Origin of the sequence: Microbacterium sp. SLBN-154, assembly GCF_006715565.1 — a bacterium.
Lineage (GTDB): Bacteria > Actinomycetota > Actinomycetes > Actinomycetales > Microbacteriaceae > Microbacterium.
Genome location: NZ_VFNL01000001.1, coordinates 2,604,230 through 2,626,677 on the forward strand (window position 1 = coordinate 2,604,230; position 22,448 = coordinate 2,626,677).

General features: G+C 69.5%; 21 protein-coding genes and 1 tRNA gene. 6 read left to right on the forward strand and 16 right to left on the reverse strand.

What is annotated here, in order from left to right; genetic code table 11:
* Positions 1–36: 36 nt before the first annotated feature.
* From FBY40_RS12640 to FBY40_RS12650, 3 genes are all read left to right on the forward strand, one after another.
* A complete protein-coding gene (locus FBY40_RS12640) occupies positions 37–1,029 on the forward strand; it encodes an SDR family oxidoreductase (RefSeq protein ID WP_141939162.1) in 993 nt (330 codons plus the stop codon).
* A 68-nt stretch (positions 1,030–1,097) separates the two neighbouring features.
* Entirely contained in the window at positions 1,098–1,829 is a 732-nt protein-coding gene (locus FBY40_RS12645) for a response regulator transcription factor (protein ID WP_141939163.1), read from the forward strand.
* A complete protein-coding gene (locus FBY40_RS12650) occupies positions 1,826–3,340 on the forward strand; it encodes a sensor histidine kinase (protein ID WP_235014867.1) in 1,515 nt (504 codons plus the stop codon). Before FBY40_RS12645 ends, FBY40_RS12650 begins: the two co-directional genes overlap by 4 nt.
* On the opposite strand, the gene FBY40_RS12655 is transcribed toward FBY40_RS12650, so the two are convergent.
* The 6 genes from FBY40_RS12655 to FBY40_RS12680 form a co-directional block, all read right to left on the reverse strand.
* Positions 3,327–4,829: an FAD-dependent oxidoreductase gene (locus tag FBY40_RS12655; protein ID WP_141940185.1), complete on the reverse strand. Its 1,503-nt coding sequence runs from the start codon at positions 4,827–4,829 to the stop codon at positions 3,327–3,329. The two genes, FBY40_RS12650 and FBY40_RS12655, sit on opposite strands and share 14 nt — an antisense overlap.
* Positions 4,830–4,894: 65 nt before the next feature.
* On the reverse strand, positions 4,895–5,797 hold the full coding sequence (locus tag FBY40_RS12660; protein WP_141939165.1) for an FAD:protein FMN transferase: 903 nt from the start codon (positions 5,795–5,797) through the stop codon (positions 4,895–4,897).
* Between the two features lies 1 nt (position 5,798).
* Positions 5,799–6,257, reverse strand: a complete 459-nt coding sequence (locus FBY40_RS12665) for an FMN-binding protein (protein ID WP_141939168.1) — start codon at positions 6,255–6,257, stop codon at positions 5,799–5,801.
* A gap of 93 nt (positions 6,258–6,350) precedes the next feature.
* On the reverse strand, positions 6,351–7,385 hold the full coding sequence (locus FBY40_RS12670; protein ID WP_141939170.1) for a ribose-phosphate diphosphokinase: 1,035 nt from the start codon (positions 7,383–7,385) through the stop codon (positions 6,351–6,353).
* A complete protein-coding gene (glmU, locus tag FBY40_RS12675) occupies positions 7,360–8,835 on the reverse strand; it encodes a bifunctional UDP-N-acetylglucosamine diphosphorylase/glucosamine-1-phosphate N-acetyltransferase GlmU (RefSeq protein ID WP_141939172.1) in 1,476 nt (491 codons plus the stop codon). The genes FBY40_RS12670 and glmU overlap by 26 nt, the downstream gene beginning before the upstream one ends.
* 1 nt (position 8,836) lies before the next feature.
* Positions 8,837–8,908: transfer RNA gene (locus tag FBY40_RS12680), tRNA-Gln, on the reverse strand.
* A 44-nt stretch (positions 8,909–8,952) separates the two neighbouring features.
* Between FBY40_RS12680 and FBY40_RS12685 the strand changes: the two genes are divergently transcribed.
* Positions 8,953–9,450 (forward strand): MarR family winged helix-turn-helix transcriptional regulator, encoded by a 498-nt coding sequence (locus FBY40_RS12685; RefSeq protein ID WP_124293636.1) that lies wholly within the window; start codon positions 8,953–8,955, stop codon positions 9,448–9,450.
* Positions 9,451–9,453: 3 nt separating this feature from the next.
* Here the strand turns inward: FBY40_RS12685 and FBY40_RS12690 are convergent, their stop codons facing one another.
* The 8 genes from FBY40_RS12690 to FBY40_RS12725 form a co-directional block, all read right to left on the reverse strand.
* Entirely contained in the window at positions 9,454–11,268 is a 1,815-nt protein-coding gene (locus tag FBY40_RS12690) for an ABC-F family ATP-binding cassette domain-containing protein (RefSeq protein WP_141939173.1), read from the reverse strand.
* Between the two features lie 47 nt (positions 11,269–11,315).
* Positions 11,316–12,626 (reverse strand): GNAT family N-acetyltransferase, encoded by a 1,311-nt coding sequence (locus FBY40_RS12695; RefSeq protein ID WP_141939175.1) that lies wholly within the window; start codon positions 12,624–12,626, stop codon positions 11,316–11,318.
* Positions 12,627–12,693: 67 nt separating this feature from the next.
* Positions 12,694–13,614 carry an ABC transporter substrate-binding protein gene (locus FBY40_RS12700; RefSeq protein WP_141939177.1) on the reverse strand — a complete coding sequence of 307 codons (921 nt, stop codon included), beginning with the start codon at positions 13,612–13,614 and terminating at the stop codon, positions 12,694–12,696.
* A 30-nt stretch (positions 13,615–13,644) separates the two neighbouring features.
* Entirely contained in the window at positions 13,645–14,412 is a 768-nt protein-coding gene (locus FBY40_RS12705) for an ABC transporter permease (RefSeq protein ID WP_141939178.1), read from the reverse strand.
* A complete protein-coding gene (locus FBY40_RS12710; RefSeq protein WP_141939180.1) occupies positions 14,409–15,098 on the reverse strand; it encodes an ABC transporter permease in 690 nt (229 codons plus the stop codon). The genes FBY40_RS12705 and FBY40_RS12710 overlap by 4 nt, the downstream gene beginning before the upstream one ends.
* A complete protein-coding gene (locus tag FBY40_RS12715; protein WP_141939182.1) occupies positions 15,095–15,922 on the reverse strand; it encodes an ABC transporter ATP-binding protein in 828 nt (275 codons plus the stop codon). Before FBY40_RS12715 ends, FBY40_RS12710 begins: the two co-directional genes overlap by 4 nt.
* A gap of 20 nt (positions 15,923–15,942) precedes the next feature.
* Positions 15,943–16,245 carry a DUF427 domain-containing protein gene (locus FBY40_RS12720; RefSeq protein ID WP_141939184.1) on the reverse strand — a complete coding sequence of 101 codons (303 nt, stop codon included), beginning with the start codon at positions 16,243–16,245 and terminating at the stop codon, positions 15,943–15,945.
* A 92-nt stretch (positions 16,246–16,337) separates the two neighbouring features.
* The gene (locus FBY40_RS12725; RefSeq protein ID WP_141939186.1) at positions 16,338–17,273 is read right to left on the reverse strand and encodes a 4-(cytidine 5'-diphospho)-2-C-methyl-D-erythritol kinase; all 936 of its coding nucleotides are present in this window, start codon (positions 17,271–17,273) and stop codon (positions 16,338–16,340) included.
* 146 nt (positions 17,274–17,419) lie between these two features.
* On the opposite strand from FBY40_RS12725, the gene FBY40_RS12730 reads away from it, so the two are divergent.
* Positions 17,420–18,997 (forward strand): stealth family protein, encoded by a 1,578-nt coding sequence (locus tag FBY40_RS12730; RefSeq protein WP_141939188.1) that lies wholly within the window; start codon positions 17,420–17,422, stop codon positions 18,995–18,997.
* On the opposite strand, the gene FBY40_RS12735 is transcribed toward FBY40_RS12730, so the two are convergent.
* Both FBY40_RS12735 and rsmA read right to left on the reverse strand, forming a co-directional pair.
* The gene (locus FBY40_RS12735; protein WP_141939190.1) at positions 18,951–19,901 is read right to left on the reverse strand and encodes a phosphodiesterase; all 951 of its coding nucleotides are present in this window, start codon (positions 19,899–19,901) and stop codon (positions 18,951–18,953) included. The genes FBY40_RS12730 and FBY40_RS12735 overlap by 47 nt on opposite strands.
* Positions 19,902–20,013: 112 nt before the next feature.
* Positions 20,014–20,874, reverse strand: a complete 861-nt coding sequence (rsmA, locus tag FBY40_RS12740; RefSeq protein WP_141939191.1) for a 16S rRNA (adenine(1518)-N(6)/adenine(1519)-N(6))-dimethyltransferase RsmA — start codon at positions 20,872–20,874, stop codon at positions 20,014–20,016.
* A 108-nt stretch (positions 20,875–20,982) separates the two neighbouring features.
* On the opposite strand from rsmA, the gene FBY40_RS12745 reads away from it, so the two are divergent.
* Positions 20,983–22,410 (forward strand): sugar porter family MFS transporter, encoded by a 1,428-nt coding sequence (locus FBY40_RS12745; protein WP_200830064.1) that lies wholly within the window; start codon positions 20,983–20,985, stop codon positions 22,408–22,410.
* The last annotated feature ends 38 nt before the right edge of the window (positions 22,411–22,448 follow it).

The window sequence follows — 22,448 nt, forward strand, 5'->3', positions numbered from 1 at the left end:
TCGCCTCAGCATCCCTCGACGATCTAGGGTCGGAGGATGACGCGACGCATCCTCTTCCTCGGCGGTACCGGCACCATCAGCGCGTCCTGCGTGCGCCGGGCGGTGGCACGCGGTGACGAGGTCACCGTGGTCAATCGAGGGACGGGTCGACGTGCGCTTCCTCCTCAGGTGCGAACGCTCGCGGCCGACCTGCGCGACCCCGAGGCGGTTCGGGCGGCGATCGGGTCGGAGCAGTTCGACGTCGTCCTGCAGTTCCTGGCGTTCACGCCCGAGCACGTCCAGGCCGATCTGGAACTGTTCGAGGGACGTGTCGGCCAGTACGTATTCGTCAGCTCGGCCTCGGCCTACCAGAAGCCGCCGATGCGGCTGCCGGTGACCGAGTCCACGCCGCTGCGCAATCCGTTCTGGCAGTACTCGCGCGACAAGATCGCCTGCGAAGACCTGCTCGTGGCGGCGTATCGCGAACGCGGCTTCCCGATCACCATCGTGCGTCCGTCGCACACCTACGACGAGCAGCTCCTTCCGACGATGGGGGGATGGACCGACATCGCCCGGATGCGGGCCGGACGACCGGTGGTCGTGCACGGCGACGGGACCAGCCTGTGGACGATCACGCACAGCGACGACGTCGCCGTCGCGATCGTGGGACTGGCGGGGCACAGCGACGCCGTGGGCGAGGCGTTCACCGTCACAGGAGATCACGCCCCGAGCTGGAATCGGATCTACGGATGGCTGGCCGAGGCGGCCGGTGTCGCCTCACCCGACCTCGTCCACGTGGCATCCGAGACGATCGCCTCCTTCGCCCCCGACCTCGGTCCGGGCCTGATCGGCGACAAGGCGCACTCGATGATCTTCGACAACGCCAAGGTCACCGCTCTCGTGCCGGAGTTCCGCACCACGATCACCTTCGATGAGGGCGCGCGGCAGATCGTGGCCTTCTACGACGCGCACCCCGATCGTCAGCAGGTCGATCGGGACCACGATGCACTGTTCGATCGCATCGCTGCCCATGCCCGGCAGGCAGGGTGACGCCGCTCTCAGCCGGCGCATAGCGGATGCCATAGGAAATCCATAGGAGACCCGGCACACTGAGGATCATGACGACCCTCGCGCCCTCCGCCCTCCGCCGCCCCGACGGGCAGGCTCTCCGCCTCCTCGTCGTCGACGACGAACAGATGCTCACCGATCTGCTGTCGATGGCCCTGCGGATGGAGGGCTGGGAGGTGAAGACGGCGTCCTCGGGTTTCGAGGCCCTGCAGGCGGTGCGCGACTTCCGCCCCGATGCCATGGTGCTTGACGTCATGATGCCCGACCTCGACGGGATGTCGGTGCTGCAGCGCCTTCGCGCCTCCGGCGACGATGTGCCCGTGCTCTTCCTCACCGCGAAGGACGCCGTGTCGGACCGCGTCGCGGGACTCACGGCGGGTGGCGACGACTACGTCACGAAACCGTTCAGCCTCGAAGAGGTCGTCGCGCGTCTGCGGGGCCTCATGCGCCGCGCCGGGACCGCGCAGACCGCCGAGGCCGAGCCGATCCTCCGGGTCGGCGACCTCTCGCTGAACGAAGACAGCCATGAGGTCGAGCGCGCCGGAATCGAGATCGAGCTGACGGCCACGGAGTTCGAGCTCCTGCGCTTCCTCATGCGCAATCAGCGCCGCGTCGTCTCCAAGGCCCAGATCCTCGACCGCGTGTGGAACTACGACTTCGGCGGGCGCTCCAGCGTCGTCGAGCTGTACATCTCCTATCTCCGGAAGAAGATCGACCAGGGCCACGAACCCCTGATCCACACCGTCCGCGGTGTCGGATATATGATCAAGGCGCCCCAGTGAGGCGAGCCCGGCACCCCTGGACCCTTCAGCGACGGCTGATCGTCACGATCGCCGCCATCGTGTCGCTCATCCTGATCCTCGTCGGCGTCGCCACCTCCGCCATCCTCGGATCCGTGCTGGAGCGGAGTCTGGACAGCCAGGTCGAGGCGACCGCGAACCGCGCGGCGACCTGGATCAGGCCGCTGATCGGCAGCGGCGCCACGGCTGCCGACATCCTGGGGGAACAGGCCCCGCAGCCGGGCTTCCTTCTCGTCGTCGGCGACCCCGTCACGGGCGAGACGACCGCGGCCGCCACCGATGACCGGGGCCGGGTGGTCGAGCTCAGCGACGCCCAGATCACCGAGCTGGTCGACCGGCTCGACACCGCCGGGCCCGCGGTGACGGCGCTGGACGGTGTGGGCACCTACCGACTCGCGAACGTCCCCGCCTCCCCCGCGATCGTCGTCGTCGGGATCTCGCGCACCGCCGTGTCGACCACCATCGGCGAGATGCTCCTGACGATCGCGCTTCTCACCCTCGGCGGCCTGCTGCTCCTGGCGGTGGCGACCGCGTGGACCGTACGGGCGGGCCTCGCGCCCCTCCGCTCCGTCGCCGAGACCGCCCGCCGGGTCGCCGCACTTCCCCTCGACCAGGGCGAGGTCTCGATCCGCGACCGCGTCCCCGATGCGGAGGCGGACCCGCGCACCGAGATCGGACAGGTCGGGCAGGCGTTGAACACGCTTCTCGATCACGTGTCGACATCGCTCACCGCTCGGCAGCGCAACGAGGAACGGATGCGATCCTTCGTCGCCGACGCCAGCCACGAGCTGCGCACCCCGCTGGCGTCGATCCGTGGATACTCCGAGCTCTCGCTGCGCGCACTCGGACGTGGTCACGACGACGGCGCCGTCGACACCGCCGAGGCCTCGCTGGAGCGCATCCAGAGCCAATCGCTTCGGATGACCTCGCTCGTGGAGGACCTTCTCCTGCTCGCACGTCTGGACGAAGGTCAGGAACTGGTCTACGGCGCGGTCGATCTGTCGCAGCTGGCCGTCGAAGCCCTCGGGGACGCACAGGCGGCGGGACCCGAGCATCACTGGGTCGCCGATATGGGCGAAGAGCCCGTCGTCGTGGCAGGCGACGCGCGGCGCCTCCACCAGGTGATGGCGAACCTCCTCGGCAACGCGCGGATCCATACTCCGGCGGGCACCACCGTGCGGGTCTCGATCGAGCGCGACGACGCGGACGCCGTCGTGAGGGTGCACGACGACGGTCCCGGAATCGACCCGGCGATCGCCGACGAGCTCTTCGAGCGCTTCTCCCGCGCCGACAGGTCACGAGCGCGCAACACCGGCGGAACCGGCCTGGGTCTGTCGATCGCCCGCGCCATCGTCGTGGCGCATGGCGGGACCCTTGCCGTCACGAGCTCCCCCGGCGACACGACCTTCGAGATGCGCCTTCCGGCAAGGCCCGAGGATCCGGTCCGGACGCGGGTCGACGGTCGGGACGCCGCCGAGCTCAGTACCCGCTGAAGGCGTCGGTCGTCAGCGACCGGGCCCGGCGCAGCGCCGGGGCGAGCTCGGCGATGAGCCCCGCGGGGCCGGAGACGAACGCGTGGCGGGCGGAGATGTCGGGAACCACGCCCAGCAGTCCGTCGGCATCCAGACGCACGCCGCGCGCCCATCGCCACTGCGGCGGGAGGTCGGCGGGGGCGCCGCGTGTGAACACGATCACCGGCACCCCCGAGGCGGCGATCTCGTCGCGGTAGGCGAGCTCGGCGGCATCCGAGGCGACGTAGACCAGCACGATGTCGCGGTCCTCACCCGCCAGGCGATGATGGCGCAACTGGGAGACGAAGGGCGTGATCCCGATGCCGGCGGCGACCAGGAGCACCGGCGCCGCCGTGCTTCGGGGAAGCACGAAGTCTCCCCACACTCCCGTGACCGCGAGGTCGGTTCCGGTCGGGATCTCGGCGAGGGCGCGCTTGAAGCTGGACGGAGCGCCCGTAGCGGGCTCACGGTAGGCGATCTTCAGCTCCGGAAGGTCTTCCGGGGCGGAGGCGATGCTGAACTCGCGGCGGGTCCCCCGTGTGTCGGCGCGCCGATGCGGCACGTCGAGTTCGAGGTACTGACCCGGCGCGAAGGACAGCGGGCCGGAGACCGAGAAGGTGAGCTCGCGCACCGTGGGGCTGAGATGCCCGCGTCTGTGCAGCCGGAGCCGGTTGGCGGCACGGACGGCGAGGAGGAAGCCGAGCAGGTTGCCGATGAGGAGGGCGCGCTCCTGGCCGAGGCTGAACGACCCGATGACGATCGGCCATCCCGCGAGGACCCCGACCACGAGCGCGACGAGCAGTTGCTGCCACCGCCTCGGCGGGAGGGTGAGGGGCTCGGAGAGCATGAACGCGCCGAGGAACAGGAACGGTGAGGAGAACAGCACCTGGGGAAGGATGTCGCCGAGCGCCACGGGCACGCCCAGCGCGGCGAACTGCGAGAAGACGCGCACGAGGGCCACGCCGACGGCCACGACGAGGAAGAGCGCCGCGACGCGCAGCTTCTCCGCCCGCCACAGCACGATGATCCCGAGGATGACGACCGGTGCGGCCAGCACGGGGCTGCCGACCCACCAGGCCGAGGCGCCCAGCGCCGGAACCCAGACGGCGAGCAGGGTGAGCGCCGATGCGCCGGTGGCGGCGGGGTTGAGAACATGCCGGCCCCGCCACGCCAGGACGTACTTCGAGAGGGCGGCGATCGCGCCGGCGAGCGCGGCGCCGAGGAGCAGCAGGGGATCCAGCGACGGGCGGAGGACGAAGAGCAGGATGCCCGCGGTGATGAGCGAGGACTCCCACCGCCACGGCAGGCGCAGAAGGCGCTGAGCGGCGAGATCGACCAGGCCGCAGGCGACGACCAGGACGACACCGGTGGCGAGGATCTCCAGCGGTCTCTGCGCCAGCGCACCGAAGAGAGACAACACGAGCGAGACCGCCGTCAGTGCCGCAAGCGCCAGCAGCATGACGCGGTACATCGAGAAGCGTCCGAGAACCGCGAAGACCCGAGCGGCGGCGGCGCGGACGCCCACGGTTAACCCATTCACGATGCCACCGTGTCGGCCCGGCGGAACAGATCGGCCGGGTTGCCGGGCGACCATTCGACGCGGCCGTCGGTGGTCATCCGCACCCACTCCACGCCCCACCGATGAGCGATCTCCGAGCCGCCGTCGAAGAACAGCGCGGTGGCGATCGCATCCGCCGTCAGGGCATCGGGTGCGAAAGTCCACGTCGCGGCGATCGTGCGCACCGGCTGACCGGTGCGCGCGTCCAGCACGTGATGGAGGCCCTGGCCCCAGCGCCGCCGGTTCACCGCCGACGCGCAGACCGCTCCGCCCGATACGGTCACGACCCCGATCGCCCGGGTGCTGTCGTAAGGGTGCTCGAGGGCGACGCGCAGATCGGCGCCGCTCACCCGCAGATCTCCCGACGCATCGACGACGAGGGGCCCCGCCACCCGCTCGGTGAGGACGCCGTGGACGATGTCGACCAGCCGCCCCTTGCCGAGAGCGCCCACATCGATCGTCGCGGGGCGGGAGAGGCTCAGCGCGTCGGAGGTCCATGACAGGACGTCGCGCCAGGCGGGTGCGGGTTCGGCGCCGCGATCGTTCAGCGTCAGCTGGGCGTCGTAGCCGCGGCGGGAGAGGACCCCGCCGACGAGGGGGTTGACCGCGTCGCCGGTCGCGTCGGCGATCTCGGTCAGACGGGAGAGCAGCAGGTCGGTGTCCGTGGGAGCGGGCACCGCTCCCCCGCGGTCGGCGAGCACGGTCACGACGGAGTCGTCGCGGAACCTCGACCAGGCACGATCGAAGGACTCGATCGCGACGGCCACGGCCGCGCGGTCAGCCGCGGTCAGCGCGTGGGCGGTTCCGACCTCCCACCGGGTGCCGATCGCCTCGAACCGCCAGATCTCGGTCGTCGCGCCCGGTGCGCTGGGCGAAGACATCTCACGCGGCCGCTTCGGCCTTGATCTCCTCGACCGCCGCGTTGAAGCCGCCGCTGGTCAGCGATGAGCCCGCGACGCGATCGACGGAGAGGTCGTCGATGTTCTGGCCCACGACCTCGTCGGCGATCCCGCCGATGAACTGCGACTGGTACTGCTCCGACTCCGGCCGCTGCGGGTCTCCGGTCACTTTGACGTCGGTGACGACCTCGTCCTGCAGCGTGAGGGTCACCGTGATCTGCTCGACGGACTCGGGAGTGTTGTACGTGCCCTCGGCGGTGTAGGTGCCGTCGGCGTACGGCCCGTCGGTCGACGTGGCGCCCGCGTCGCTGTTCGACCCGGCATCCTGGGTTCCGGCGTCGGCCGCTCCGGCGGAGCATCCGGCCAGGAGAAGCGCTCCGACGACACCGGCACCGGCGGCGCCGACGCGGACGGGACGAGGGGCGAGGTCGAGACGGATCATTGTTCCTCCAGGGGAAGGGTCGGATACCGTCATCCTGCCCCGCTCACCCTATGGAGTGGCTCTGAGCGGCCGCAGGCGCAGCAAAGAGTCAGCTCACGCAGCGCCGTCGAACATGCTCGTGACCGAGCCGTCCTCGAAGACCTCGCGGATCGCGCGGGCCAGCAGCGGCGCGATCGGGAGGATCGTCAGGCCCGGGAAGCGCTTCTCGTCCGGCACCGGCACGGTGTCGGTGACGACGACCTCGTCGATCGACTCGCTGCGCAGACGCTGGGCGGCCGGGTCGCTGAAGATCGCGTGGGTCGCGGCGACGATGACACGTTCCGCGCCGCTCGCTTTGAGCGCTTCGGCGGCCTTGACGATCGTGCCGCCGGTGTCGATCATGTCATCGACGAGGAGGCAGACGCGTCCCTTCACCTCGCCGACGATCTCGTTGACCGTGACCTGGTTCGCCACGTTCGGATCGCGACGCTTGTGGATGATGGCCAGCGGCGCGCCGAGGCTGTCCGACCAGGTGTCGGCGACGCGGACGCGGCCGGTGTCGGGCGAGACGACGGTCAGCTTGGCGCGGTCGGCGGCGCTGAGGGTGTCGCGGAAATACTCCAGCAGCACGGGCTTGGCGAAGAGGTGATCCACCGGACCGTCGAAGAAGCCCTGGATCTGCGCGGCGTGGAGGTCGACGCTCATTACGCGATCGGCACCCGCGGTGCGGAGCAGGTCGGCGACGAGGCGCGCACTGATCGGCTCGCGCCCGCGGCCCTTCTTGTCCTGCCGGCTGTACGGGTAGTACGGCGCGACCACGGTGATGCGCTTCGCCGAGGCCCTCTTCGCCGCGTCGAGCATGATGAGAGTCTCCATCAGCCACTCGTTGACCGGCGGACCGAAGCTCTGAACGAGGAAGAAGTCGCATCCGCGGATCGACACCTCGAATCGCGTCAGGATCTCCCCGGAGGCGAAGGTGCGGTACTCGGTGGGCACGAGCTGCGTGCCCAGGCCCGCTGCGACCTCGGTGGCGAGGGTCTGGTGCGAGCGACCGGCTGCGACGACGAGCCGCTTCTTGGTCTTGGCGACGATACCGGGGGCGATGTCGTTGTCGCGGTCGAGATCAACTGTCTTCGTTTTGCGAGCCATCGTCCGCTTTCTGTGACGTCCGGGCTCGCGCTGCGACCTCGGCCGCGGCCGTCCCGGGCCTGTTCTTCTCGACCCACCCCTCGACGTTGCGCTGAGGGGCAACACTCAGGGCCAGAGCACCGGCGGGGACATCTTTGCGGATGACGGCGCCGGCTCCGGTCTTCGCGCCGTCTCCGATCCTAACGGGCGCGACGAAGACGTTGTGCGAGCCGCTGTGGACCTCGTCGCCGATCTCGGTGCGGTGCTTGGCCAGGTCGTCGTAGTTGGCCGTGATCGCGCCGGCGCCGAGGTTGACCCCGGTGCCGATCGTGGTGTCGCCGATGTACGACAGGTGCGGCACCTTGCTTCGCGCGCCGATCTCGGAATTCTTCACCTCGACGAAGGTGCCGATCTTCCCACCGGCCCCCAGCCGGGCGTTGGGGCGGAGGTACGCGAACGGTCCCACCGTCGCATCGGCGCCGATCACGGCGAGCGTCGCGTCGGTGCGGGTGACCGTCGCCCTCTCGCCCACCTCGCAGTCGACGAGGGTGGTGTCAGGGCCGACGACGGCTCCCTCGCCGATGACGGTCGCCCGCAGGACGTGCGTGCCCGGCAGCAGAGTGACATCGGGCGAAAGGGTCGCGGTGACATCGATCCAGGTCGTGGCCGGATCCATCACGGTCACGCCTTCGCGCTGCCAATAACGGACGGTGCGGGCGTTCAGCGTGCGTGCCGCCTCCGACAGCTGGATGCGATCGTTCACCCCGAGGGCGGCGGCGGCGTCGGGCGCGGTGACCGCCGCGACGGGCAGCCCCGCCTCGCGCAGCAGACCGATGACGTCGGTGAGGTACTTCTCACCCTGGGCGTTCGCGGTGCCCACCCGTGCCAGCTCGCGTCGGAGCGAAGACACCTGGAAGACGTAGACCCCCGCGTTGATCTCGGTGACCGCGAGTTCGTCGGGAGCGGCATCCTTCTGCTCCACGATCCGCGCGACGGTGTCGTCGCCCGAGCGGATGACCCGTCCATAGCCCGAGGCGTCCTCGAGCACGGCCGTCAGGAGGGTCGCCGCGGCCCGGCGCTGACGGTGGGTGTCGAGGAGCGCGGCGAGCATCTGGGCGTCGAGAAGCGGGACGTCGCCGCTGAGGACCAGGACGTCGTCGTCGGCCTCGCCGAGCGCTTCCAGCCCGAGCTCGACGGCACGCCCCGTGCCCGGAACCTCGTCCTGATCGACGATCACCGCTCCGGGGGACACCTCGACCGCCTCGGACGCGACGAGATCGCGTTCGTGACGCACGACGACGGCCGTGCTCCGGGGGCCGAGTCCTGCCGCGGTCTGCAGGACGTGACCGAGCAGCGAGCGGCCGCCGATGCGGTGGAGCACCTTCGGCGTGGAGGACTTCATCCGTGTGCCCTGCCCGGCGGCCAGGACGATCACCGAGAGGGAAGAGGAGGAGGGGGTCGTATCGGTCATGCTCCGCCGCCAGGACTCGAACCTAGACCTCACAGCTCCAAAGGCTGTCGTGCTGCCATTACACCACGGCGGACCGCGCCCGCAGAGGGCGCCCGACAAGTCTGCCAGAGTGGATGCATGCCCCGAGAGTCGGACGAAGTCGACCGCATCGTCGAGGCGTGGGACGCGCAGCGTCCCGACCTCGATTTCTCACCCCTGGAGGTGCTCTCCCGGGTGGACAGGTTGTCGCGGCATCTTGATCGCGCCCGGCGTGAAGCGTTCCGCCGCAGCGAGCTGGAGCCGTGGGAGTGGGACGTCCTGTCGGCATTGCGACGGGCCGGCGAGCCGTTCCAGCTGAGCCCCAAGCAGCTGCTGCAGCAGACTCTCGTCTCCAGCGGCACGATGACCAATCGCATCGACCGCCTCGTGGGCCGACGACTCGTACGCCGGGAAGCCGACCCCGGCGACGGGAGGAGCATCCTGGTGACGCTCACCGAGGAGGGACGCACCCGCGTCGACGCCGCGATCACGCGCCTGGTCGATGCCGAAGCGCTCCTTCTCGGCGCGCTGTCGCGAGGAGATCGGGATCGCCTCGCCGGACTGCTGAGAAAACTCAGCCTGGGTTTCGATGCGTGAGCGTCAGCCGATCTGCTCGATGAGGGCGAACCAGCGCTCTTCCGTGGTGTCGCGCTCGGCCTCGAGGGCGCCGATGCGACTCATCTCCGCGGACAGACCCGCATAGTCGGACTGGTCGTGGTCGGCCAGGGCGATCTTCGCGCGCGACACTTCCTTCTCGAGCTTCTCGATCCGCCGTTCGAGCGCGGCGGCCTCCTTCTGCGCCGCGCGAAGCTCGGCTCCGGTGAGCGTCGCGGTGGTCGGCGACGCCGTCGGCTCGGAGGAAGCCGGCGTCGCCGCTGGAGAGATCCGCCCCGCAGCGCGCAGCCGCAGATACTCATCGACGCCTGCCGGCAGATGCCGGAGCCGACCCCCCAGCAGCGCGTACTGCTGGTCGGTCACCCGCTCCATGAAGTATCGATCGTGCGAGACGACGATGAGTGTGCCGGGCCAGGAGTCCAGCAGATCTTCGAGCGCGGCCAGCATGTCGGTGTCGAGATCATTGGTCGGCTCGTCGAGGATCAGCACATTGGGCTGGGACAGCAGGATGAGCAGCAGCTGCAGGCGCCGTTTCTGACCGCCCGAGAGGTCTCGGACCGGAGTGGACAGCTGAGCGCTGGAGAATCCCATCCGCTCCAGCAGCTGCCCGGGTGAGAGCTCCTGGGCCTTCGACCCGGCGCCGAGGGTGTAGGTCGTCCGCAGGCCCGAGATGACCACGCGGACGGGATCATCCAGGTGGGGATCGAGCTCGTCCATGCGCTGGCTGAGGATGGCCACCCGCACGGTCTTCCCCCGCTTGACCCGCCCGGACGTGGGCTCCAGCTCGCCGGAGATGAGCGAGAGCAGCGTGGACTTGCCCGCGCCGTTGACCCCCAGGATGCCGGTGCGCTCCCCCGGCGCGATGCGCCATTCGACGTCGTGGAAGACCTCGGTGCGGGTCGCGCCGTCGTCGTAGACGACCGAGACGTCGAGCAGATCGACGACGTCCTTGCCGAGTCGGGTGATCGCCAGAGCCTGCAGCGCGACCGGATCGCGCAGCTCGGGCACGTCTTCGATCAGGGCGTTGGCGGCGTCGATGCGGAACTTGGGCTTGGACGTTCGGGCCGGCGCCCCGCGACGCAGCCACGCCAGCTCCTTGCGAGCGAGGTTCTGGCGTCGCGCCTCGATCGCCGCAGCCTGCCGGTCGCGCTCGACGCGCTGCAGGATGTAGGCGGCGTACCCGCCCTCGAACGGTTCGACGATGCGGTCGTGCACCTCCCATGTCATGGTGCAGACCTCGTCGAGGAACCAGCGGTCGTGGGTGACGACCAGGAGCCCGCCCTGGTTCGCCGGCCACCGGCGGCGGATGTGGTCGGCGAGCCATGCGATCGCCTCGACGTCGAGGTGGTTGGTCGGTTCGTCGAGGAAGAGCACATCCCAGTCGCCGACCAGAAGGGCGGCCAGGGCGACGCGGCGGCGCTGTCCGCCGGAGAGGCCGGTGACCGGACCCTCCCAGTCCAGTCCTTCGAGGAGGCCGGCGATCACATCGCGCACACGCGGATCGCCTGCCCACTCGTGATCGGGGCGGTCGCCGACCACGGCGAAGCGGACGGTGTGGGCGTCATCCAGGGTGTCGGACTGGTCGAGGACGCCGACGCGCACACCCCGCCTGACGGTCACGCGGCCCGAATCGGGCTCGAGCCGTCCGGCGAGCATGGCCAGCAGGGTCGATTTGCCGTCGCCGTTTCGACCCACGACGCCGATGCGGTCCCCCTCGTCGATGCCGAGGGAGATGCCGTCGAAGACGACCTTCGTGGGAAATTCCAGGTGCAGGGCTTCAGCCCCGAGAAGATGCGCCATATCCCTTCCAGGCTATGGCCCCGCGGTCGGGCTCGCAGACCAGACCCTCAGTACCAGAAGCTCAGGCGTGGCGCGCGTGGTGTCAGGAAGAGCGGCGCCACGAGATCGGCGTCGTCGACGGTGAGCCGACCGGCGGCGGCCAGGGTCGTCACCGACACGCCACCGAGGTAGATCGCCGACAGCTCCTCGATCCCGAGGCGCATGACCGGGGCGGCCGAGGCGGAATCGCCGACGTCTTCGACGGTTCCGATGCCGTCGACCACTCGCAGATACCAGCGACCGGTGGACAGGCCCAGGGAGTCCTCGACGTCGAGCACGACATCGCCGGAACCCGTGTAGGTCCGCGCCTCGAGCGCGCGGGGGACGTCGATGATCCGCACGTACTGGTGGTCGCGAACGGTGATCGTCGCGGCGCGCTGGTCGGCGATCATCCACCACAGCGGTTCGTCGACGGCGAGTTCGCCGGCGCGGACTTCGCCGATGAGGTCGAGCTCGAGGAGGAAACGCCAGAGCGCCGCGTTGGCCGCGGGCGTGACGGCGATGAGCGAGGACAGGTCGACGCGGGACTTGGTCCAGTCATCGCTGTTCTCGGTCACGGTGTACAGCGCTGCACCCCGCACCGCTCCGGCATCGTCACGCCATTGGATCGCCCGCCGCTTCCCGGGGTCCTTGGCGTCGGGCCGCGTGCCCGCGAAACTGTCCCAGTGGCCGGCGGGGATCTCCAGTTCACCGGCCGAACGCAGGCGCACCTCCTCGTGCAGGCCGGGCGCAATCTCGCGCCAGGTCTCTCGTGAGATGAAGTCCACGCGGCCGGATCGGCCGGGTCCGCGCCATCCGGCCCGCTTGGTGTCGATGACCCAGCTGGCCGCCGGAGCCGCCGGGGCGAAGCCGTAACGGCCGTAGAGCGTGGCTTCGCTGACAGTCAGCATCGCCAGCGGCACGCCGCCGGCGACGGCGCTGCGCAGCTCCGCCTCGAGCAGGGCGCGCGCGATCCCACGGCGCCGATGGGTGGGCGCGACCGAGACGGCGCTCACGGCGCTGCCCGGCAGGACACCGCCGCCGGGGAGGGTGAGTTCCGACAACCACGAAGCACTCGTGGCCACGGGCGCCGACGCCGTCGGCGTCTGCGGGTCGTACACCCCTGTCATCCGCCGGTAGTCTCCGCGTGCGCGCGTCTCGCGCACCTGATCCTCGGTCAGTTCGGGATCGAGAAAACCGCGCGCGACGACCTGGATGAAAGCCTCACGGTCGGCGTCGCCGGTCACCAACCTCATCTCGAGGCCCTGAGCATGGAGGCGTTCTCGAGAGATCGAATCCACGTCGCGCGCGAGATGGGCATCGGCAGCAGAAGCATCCATGCCCACCACGCTAGTGAGGGGCACCGACAGGCGCACGCCGGTCAGTGCCCCCCCCACTCCGCCCAGCTCAGGAGATGCCGTTCTCCTCGAGCCACTGGGTGGCGATGTCGTCGCTGGAGAGCTGATCGACCGTGCTCTGGACGTTGAGGGCGACGAGCGCCTCCGGGGTCAGCGCGGCGCTCACCTGATTGATGACGTCGGCGATCTCGTCGGCGATGTCGGCGCTGACGACCGGCACCACGTTCGAGGCGAGGAACAGACCCTCGGGGTCGTCGAGCACGACGAGGTCTTCGGTCTGGATCCGCGGGTCTGCGGTGAAGACGTTCGCAACGTTGACGGTGCCGGCCACGAGGTCTTCGACCGTGGTGTCACCGGTCGCCGAGAAGGACACGTCGACACCGTAGGTGTCGGCGAGGCCCTGGGGGCCGTAGGGACGCTCGGCGAGCTCGGGCGGCCCGCCCAGAGTCAGCGGCACGTCGACGTTCGCGAGGTCGGCGATCGAGGTCAGCGAGTACTCGTCGGCGAACGCGGCGGTCACGGTGTACGAGTCCTGGTCACTGGCGGTGGACTGGTCGAGCACCGTCAGCCCCTCGGGAAGCGCGTCGGGCAGAGCGGCGTAGACCTCTTCCGCGGTGCGAGCCGTGGTCTCCTCGTCGAAGTACTGCAGCAGGTTGCCGCTGTACTCGGGGAAGAGATTCACCTCACCGCTCTCCAAAGCGGGGATGTAGGCGTCGCGCTGGCCGATCTGGAACTGGCGCTCCACCTCGAATCCGGCGTTCTCCAGGGCCTGCGCGTAGATCTCGGCGATGATCTCGTTGGAGTAGTAGGCCTGTGAACCGACGACGATCGTGCTGGAATCGCCGCCCTCCGCCGGGCTCTCGCCGGCGTCGTCGAGCGGGTTGGATGATGCGCATCCGGCGAGGAAAAGGCTCGCGGCGGCCACAAGGGCCGCGGCGCCGGTCAGGCGCTGCTGTCGTGCTGTGAACATGTGATTTCCTTCCTGGTGAGGTCTGGGGGCTCATCCCGCCGAGGCGAGAGAGACATCGCGTGGGTCGGGGCCCGTGTCATCCGTCGAGTCGGACGCAGCTTCGCGGGAGGAACTCCGACGTTCCTTCCGCCCTGGGTCGACCCCCCGCGGCACCACGGCACGTTGGAGGAGTGCGAGCAGGGCGTCCAGGACGAGGGCGAGGATCGCCACGAGGATCGCGCCTCCGAGGACCTGATCGAATCTCTGGAGCGGGATGCCCTGGATGATGGGCCATCCGAGCCCGCCGAGGTTGACGTACGCGGCGATCGTGACCGTCGCGACGACCTGCAGGGTGGCGGCGCGGAGCCCACCGATGAGCAGAGGCAGACCCAGCGGCACTTCTACCTTCCACAGGATCTGCCATTCGGTCATCCCCATCGCGCGGGCGGCATCGATCACCCGACGGTCGATCGCTTCGAGACCCGTGTAGGCGCCCGCCAGCAGAGACGGGATGGCCAGGACGACGAAGGTGATGACCGCTGCCTCAGGTCGTCGAAGAACGCCGAGGAGGAGCACCAGAAGGATGAGCAGACCGAACGAAGGGATGGCGCGCGCCGCGCCGGAGATGCCGACGGCGATGTCACGGCCGCGACCCGTGTGCCCGATGGCCCATCCGAGGGGAATGGCGACGACCGCGGCGATGGCGACTGCCACGAAGGTGTACAGCAGCTGCTGGCCGAGCAGAACCTGAAGAGCGTACGGCCCCTGCAGTCGGTCCGGGGAGAAGATCCACGCGAGAGCGTCGAGGAACAGACTCATGCTGCCGCCTCTCGGGTCAGCGATGAGCGCGAGGTCGCACCAGCACCCACAGTGGCGCGGCGGGTCCACGGCATGAGAACGCGGCCGGCGAGGACGAGCAGCCCGTCGATGACGAGCGCGATGACCACGACTGCGACGATACCCGCGAGCACCTCGGGGATGATGCGGCGCTGGAGACCGTTCGTGAAGAGGTACCCGAGATTGGTCACCCCGACGAGGATCCCCACGGTTGCGAGGGAGACCGTGCTCACGGCAGCGACGCGAAGCCCGGCCAGCACGACCGGCCCGGCGAGGGGGAACTCCACGGCCCAGAAGCGACGGAATCCGCTGTAGCCGACCGCGGTGGCCGACTGACGTACCGGAAGGTCGACCGAGTCGAGACCGTCCGCCACGGCGCGGACGAGGATGGCGATCGCGTAGATCGTCAGGGCGATGATGAGATTCGGCTCGCTGATCGCGCTGTACCCGAAGATCGTCGGGAGGAGGATGAGCAGAGCCAGCGATGGGATGGTGTAGAGCAACCCGGTGATGGTGATCACCCATCCGCGCAGAAGCCGGTATCGCCACGCCACCCAACCCAGCGGTACGGCGAGAATGAACCCCACGACGAGAGCGATGATGCTCTGTCGGATGTGGACGAGGGCGAGTTCGCCGATCAGGTCGAGATTGTCCAGCACCCAGGTCACGTGCGAGCGCCGTCCTCGATGAGAGCTCCCTGGGTGCGTCCCTCGCCGTCGACCACCACCGTCCCGTGCGGCGTCTGCTTCAGCCGCAGCGCGCGCTTGCCCCTGTCGGCTCCGATGAAGGAGGCGACGAAATCGGTGGCGGGTGCCTCGATGATCTCGTCGGGGGTGCCGCGCTGGGCGACCTGTGCGCCCTTCTCCAGAATGACCACCTGATCGCCGAGCAGGAACGCCTCGTCGATGTCGTGGGTGACGAACACGATCGTCTTGGCGACGTCGCGCTGGATGCGGAGCAGTTCCTCCTGGAGCTCGGCCCGGACGATCGGATCGACAGCGCCGAAGGGCTCGTCCATGAGAAGGATGTTGGGGTTCGCGGCGAGGCCACGCGCGACGCCGACGCGCTGCTGCTGCCCACCGGAGAGCTGGCTGGGATAGCGGTCGGCCATCCCCCGGTCGAGGCCGACGGTGTCCATCAGCTCGAGCGCCTGCGCGCGGGCCTTCTTCCGGTTCATTCCCTCGAGCACGGGAACGGTGGCGATGTTCTCGGCGACCGTGAAATGCGGCAGAAGCCCAGAGTTCTGCATGACGTACCCGATGCTGCGGCGCAGTTTCACGGGGTCGCGACCGGCGATGTCTTCGCCGTCGATGAGGATCGTGCCGTGGCTGGGATCGACCATCCGGTTGATCATGCGCAGGAGCGTCGTCTTGCCGCATCCCGAAGAGCCGACGAAGACGGTGGTCGTGTGAGCAGGCACGACGAGGTCGAAGGATCGGACCGCTTCCGTGCCGTCGGGGAAACGCTTGGTGACGCCTCGGAATTCGATCATGGCACGTGCGTCCGGTCGCCTCAGTCGACGACCTGGACTTCCTTCCAGAACGCGACATAGCCGGAGAAGTCCTTGCCGACGCGCTCGATCGCGGTCGGGTACGGGGTCGGGTACGACCACGCGCGGTCCTTCAACGCTCCCTCGCCCGAGGTCACGTCGTAGTACTGGCACTCGCCCTTCCACGGACAGGTGTACGGAGTGGGGCTGTTCACCAGGACGCCGTCGACCACGCTGGAGGGCGGGAAGTACCAGTTCCCCTCGATCGAGACGAGGTCGTCCTTCGACGCCTCGGCGATCACCGTTCCGTCAAGCACTGCCTTCATGGGGTCCTCTCGAGGTCGCGTGGATCCGCCGCCGGAGCGACGGACCCTGATCACGCTAGCCGACGCCGCCGACACCGGGGTCGAATCGCGACTTACTCCGGCACGATCCGCGCCCCGGCGACCGGGCCGTGGACGTGCAGCGCGTGGTGACCCGCGACGCTCAGCGCGACCTGCAGCTCGAGCGCCGATTCGGGATCGGCCGCGAGGAAGGCCAGCGTCGGTCCCGACCCCGAGACGATGCCGACCAGGGCGCCGGACCCCTCGCCGAGCTCGAGGACGTCCCTGAGGTCGGGGCGCAGCGACAGCGCCGCCGCCTGCAGGTCGTTGCGCACATGGGCGGCGAGCGCGACGGCGTCCCCGATGCGCAGCGCCTGGAGCACGCCGGGATCGACGTCGGGAGCGCGCGGCGGCGGAGCGATGTCGGAGCGCCCCCTCATCACATCGAGGTGCCCGTAGACCTCGGGTGTCGACAGTCCGTCCTCCGAGGTCACGACGACCCAGTCGAACCGCCCCTTGGCGAGGGCGCGATTCAGTTGGTCGCCCCGGCCCGTGCCGATGGCCGTCCCGCCCATGAGGGCGAAAGGCACATCGGCGCCGAGGCGGCGCGCGAGCCGGTGCAGTCCGGATGACCCGAGCTCGGCGCCCCACAGGGCGTCACAGGCGACCAGCGCGGCCGCGGCATCCGCGGATCCCCCGCCCATGCCGCCCGCCACGGGCACGTGCTTGTCGATGTGCAGCCGCACGCCCCCGCGGTGACCGATCTCGGCGGCGACCAGCCGGGCGGCCCGCAGGGCGAGGTTGCGGTCGTCCACCGGCACACCGGAGACGGACACCGATCCCGACACCGTCAGCGAGAAATCGTCGTCGTGTTCGGCCCACAGATCCTCGACGAGCGACACGGCCTGATAGGCGGAGGCGACGTCGTGGTAGCCGTCGGGCTGCACCGCTCCGACTTCGAAGAACACGTTGAGCTTCCCGGGAGCACGGACGTGGACGCGATCGGCGGGGCCGGCAGGGTCCACGGTCATGCATCGAGGCTATCGCCCACGGCGAGGGCGGGTCCCCGCACCCGCGGCCCGGATCCGGTGAAACGCCGAGGAAACAGAAGGCGAACTACAGTTGTCCGGTGCCCCACTCGGGGTGCACCCCTACCTGACTTCGCGAGGAGGTTCCCATGGCACGTGTCGCTCCCCTTCCGTCGATGAGCGATCCCTGGACGAATCTGCTCGCCCGCGATGACGTCCGTCTCGTCGACGGGATGCTGCACACCGTCCACGACACGCTCCCGGTGAGCGAGGCGGCGGTGGCCGACCTTCTCGCCGTCGCCGATGCACTGGCCTCCCACGGGATCGGCGTGCTGCTGGTTCGGGACGCCGAGCGTCGCGATCGTCTCGTCGTCGACGTCGAGGAAGGCTCGCGAGCATACGACGCCCTCCGCCGGCTGGGTGCCGACGAACCGTTCTATGCGCGAACCCCCGGCGAGGATGCGGTGCCGCTTCACACCCTCGCCGAACCGGTGGGCCTTGCCACCGTCACCGTCTTCCGGCCGCGGGTCACCCCCGGCGGCACTCTCCGGTACGGATCGTCCTCGGGGACCCGCGTCGACCTCTGGCGGTCCGGCGCCGAGCTGGTCGAGGCGCCGCGGCCGACGCTCCTCACCCGCCGGACGATGGCCGCCGACGACGTGTCGTACACCACGGTCGAACGTCACGGCCGGCGCTGGCGCACCCTCTCGGGCATGTACGAAACGCACGCGACGGAGTTCTCAGGCGATGTCGACATGGTCTTCTCGTGGGTCGACGGGTCATCCAGCGAATTCCAGCGCAGCCGCGCGGCGCGCATGCAGAGCTACGTCGTGGGCGACGGCGACGACGCCCCCGCGCGGTATCGGCAGATCGACGAGCTGAAGTATGCGCTGCGGAGCGTCTTCATGCACGCGCCCTGGGTGCGGCGGATCTTCATCGCCACCGACTCCCCCGCTCCCGCGTGGCTGGCCGACCACCCTCGGGTCACGATCGTCAGGAGCGAGGAGTTCTTCGCAGACCCCGGCGCGCTGCCCACGCACAACTCTCACGCCGTGGAGGCGCAGCTGCACCGTATCGACGGGCTCGCCGAGCACTTCCTCTACAGCAACGACGACATGTTCTTCGGGCGGCCGGTGGATCCCGAGCTCTTCTTCTCCCCGGGGGGTGTCAGCACCTTCGTCGAAAGCCGGGTGCGTATCGGCACCGGCGACCCACGTCCTGAACGCAGTGGCCACGACAACGGCCTCCGCGTCAACCGCGCCCTGTTGCGCGAGCGCTTCGGACGCCTGATCACCCACGACCTCGAGCACTGCGCGGTACCGATGCGCCGATCCGTCGCCTACGAGCTCGAACGCGAGTTCGCCGACGACTACGCCCGCACCGCGGGCAGCCCGTTCCGGTCGGCCACCGACATCTCGGTGACCAACAGCCTGTATCACTACTACGCCCTGCTGACCGGGCGCGCGATCGTGACGACCAAGCCCCGGGTCCGGTACATCCAGACGACGCAGCTCGCCTCGCTGCGTCGGATGGAGAGACTTCTGGCCCGCCGCGACACCGACATGTTCTGCCTGAACGACGGCAGCGTGCCCGAGCTGCCCGAGGAGGTGCGCATCCGCGCGATCCGCGACAGTCTCGAGCGCTACTTCCCGGTGCGCGCCCCGTGGGAGCGTGACGAGGTCACTGCAGCACCGGCAGCGGGGACGTCGGCGGCGAACTCCCGTTGATCGCGTCGGCGTCGATCTCCTCGGCGCCTCGGAGCTCGACGCCGGCGTCGTCCAGGCGGCGTCGCGACTCTGCCGCGTCGACGAAGTCCAGGATCGGGCCGGCATCGACCGGGACGACCGAGTGCACAACGGTGTCGTCGTAGATGTGGACGACGTTGAACGCCTGCGCCGCGTCCTGCGCTCGCGTTCCGCCGACAGGCACGGTCAGGTCTTGGGTGTAGCACGTCGCCGAGGCGACCGAGACGGGGACCCCGGCGAACGTCGCGAAGGTGGAGTAGTGCAGGTGCCCGCCGAGGATGGCGCGGACGTCGCCGGCTCGGATGACCTCGGCGAGCCTCGCCTGGTCGCGAAGCTCGACGCTCGCGGCGAGATCGAGCACGCTCGGCACGGGCGGGTGGTGCATCGCCAGGATGGTGCCGAGCGGCGCCGGCACCGCCAGCACCCGGCGGAGCCACGACAGCTGCGCATCGGTCAGTTCGCCGTGGTGCCTGCCGGGGACGCTCGTGTCGAGGGTCACGATGCGCAGGCCGTCGATCTCGTCGACCCGGTCGACCGGCCGGCCCGAGTCATCCGGTCGACCCCACAGCCCTTCACGGAACGCCGCCCGCTCGTCATGGTTCCCCATCACCCAGATCACGCGCGCACCGATCGCCTCCGCCACCGGCTCGACCAGGCTGCGGACGCGGTCATAGGCCTCGGGCTCACCGTGATCCGCGAGGTCACCGGTGAAGACCAGCGCGTGAGGCCTCACCCCGGAATCGGTGATCGCCGTCAGTGCGCGCTCCAGCCGTTCTTCGGCGTCGATGCGGTCGTACAGGCGCGAGCCATGGGCTCTGAGATGCGTGTCGCTGAGGTGCAGGAGCACGCGTTCGGGTCTGGGGTACTCGGCGAGGAGTCTGTCCACTTCGTTCTCCGCCCCCTTGGCGGTCGGGTTCGTCCGATGCTAGCCGGACATCTAAACCGTAGGGTGCCGTGAGGTGAACACGGGCGGCACACCCCGTATACACACGATGTCGTCAGGACGAGGGCCGGGCCCCGACGACGTGCGCGATGCGCAGGAAGTCGTCCACCACGAGCTCCTCACCGCGGGCGGTGGGAGCGACCCCCGCCGCCTCCAGGACCGCGGATGCCTCGGCGGAACTCCCGCCGAGCACTCCTGCCAGGGCCTGACGGAGCATCTTCCGGCGCTGGCCGAACGCGGCGTCGATGAGCGCGAAGGTCGCCCGACGCTCGTCCTCCGTCCCGATCGGTTCGTCCCGGCGCTCGAACGCCACGAGCACGCTGTCCACGTTCGGAACGGGCCAGAACACCTGGCGCGGCACGTTCCCCGCCAACCGCCACGGTCCGTACCACGAGGCCTTGACGCTCGGGGAGCCGTACGCCTTGGTCCTCGGCGCCGCAGCGAGCCGCTCCCCCACCTCGGCCTGGACCATCACCACCCCGCGCTGGAGCGCCGGAAAAGTCTCGAGGAAGTGCAGCAGGACGGGCACCGACACGTTGTACGGGAGGTTGGCGACCAGGACGGAGGGGTCGCCGGGGAGGTCGGTGACGGCCAGCGCGTCGGCATCGATGACGTGCAGCGACCCTGGCGCCGCGCCATGAGCCGCGGCCGTGCCCGGCAGCCGCGCGGCCAGGCGATGATCGATCTCGACGGCGGTCACCTCCGCGCCGGCGTCGAGGATGGCGAGGGTCAGCGACCCCAGCCCCGGTCCGACCTCGACGACGTGTTCGCCCGAAGCCACCCGCGCCACCTGGACGATACGGCGGACCGTGTTGGCGTCGACCACGAAGTTCTGACCCAGCTTCTTCGTGGGGGTGACGTCCAGTTCGGCGGCCAGTGCACGGATCTCGCCCGCGCCGAGAAGGGTGACGGCCATGACTTCCACCCTAGTGACTCGCCGCGCAAGCCCCATCTCCCGGAAACGCGCAGGACTAGGGTGACCCACGTGAGCTCCTCAGCGTCGATTCCCACCCAGGCCTTCTCCATGCGCAGCCCGTTCGGTCGCCGCGCGGTGGCTCTGTCGATCGCCGCGGCGGTCGGCGGTTTCCTCTTCGGCTTCGACTCGTCCGTGATCAACGGCGCGGTCGACTCGATCGAGAGCCAGTTCGACCTCACCGCGGTCATCACCGGCTTCGTGGTGGCGGTCGCGCTTCTCGGGTGCGCGCTCGGCGCGGTGCTGGCCGGCGTGCTCAGCGACCGCTGGGGCCGCCTCCGGGTGATGCTCATGGGCTCCGTGCTCTTCTTCGTCAGCGCGATCGGGTCGGGGTTGGCCTTCAGCGCGATCGACCTGACCGTGTGGCGCTTCATCGGCGGCCTCGGCATCGGCATCGCCTCGGTGGTCGCCCCCGCCTACATCGCGGAGGTCGCGCCGCGGCAGATCCGTGGCACCCTCGGTTCGCTGCAGCAGCTCGCGATCACGCTCGGTATCTTCGGGGCTCTCCTCTCCAACGCGCTGCTCGCCGGCGTCGCCGGAGGCGCCTCCTCGCAGCTGTGGCTGGGCCTCGAAGCCTGGCGATGGATGCTGCTGGTCGAGGCCGTGCCCGCGATCGTCTACGGCGTGCTGGCGTTCACGATGCCCGAGTCGCCGCGGTTCCTCATCTCGCAGGGGAAGTACGACGAAGCGCGTGCGATCTTCGCGAGGCTGGTGCCCGAGGCCGACCTGAACCAGACGATGAAAGACCTCGAGCAGGCCATCGCCGCCGACAAGAAGTCCAAGGGCGTCTCGCTGCGCGGACCCCGGTTCGGGCTTCAGGGAATTGTCTGGGTCGGCATCATCCTGTCGGTGTTCCAGCAGTTCGTCGGCATCAACGTGATCTTCTACTACTCCACGACGCTGTGGCGTGCGGTCGGGTTCACCGAGCAGAACTCGTTGCTGATCAGTGTGATCACCTCGGTGACGAACGTGCTCGTGACGATCGTGGCGATCGTGCTCGTCGATCGCGTGGGACGCAAGCCCATCCTCCTCACCGGATCGGTGATGATGACCGTGTCGCTCGGCGCCATGGCGCTGTCGTTCGCCTTCGCCGAGACCGTCGACGGCGAGGTGAGCCTGCCCGGCGCCTGGGGTCCGATCGCCCTCGTCGCGGCGAACCTGTTCGTCATCGGCTTCGGTGCGTCGTGGGGCCCGCTGGTCTGGGTGCTGCTCGGCGAGATCTTCCCGAGCCGCATCCGCGGCAAGGCGCTCGGCGTCGCCGCCGGGGCTCAGTGGATCGCCAACTTCCTCATCACCGTGAGCTTCCCGGCGATGTCGAGCTGGTCCCTGCCCCTCACCTACGCGATGTACGCGATCTTCGCCGGGCTGTCCTTCGTCTACGTTCTGCTGAAGATCCCCGAGACGAAGGGCATGGAGCTGGAGCAGACCGAGACGCTGTTCGTCGCGAAGGAGCGCGTCAAGGCCGGCCGCAGCGCCTGACCGGGGCCGTTCGGCGCGGCATCCGATCGTAGGATGAT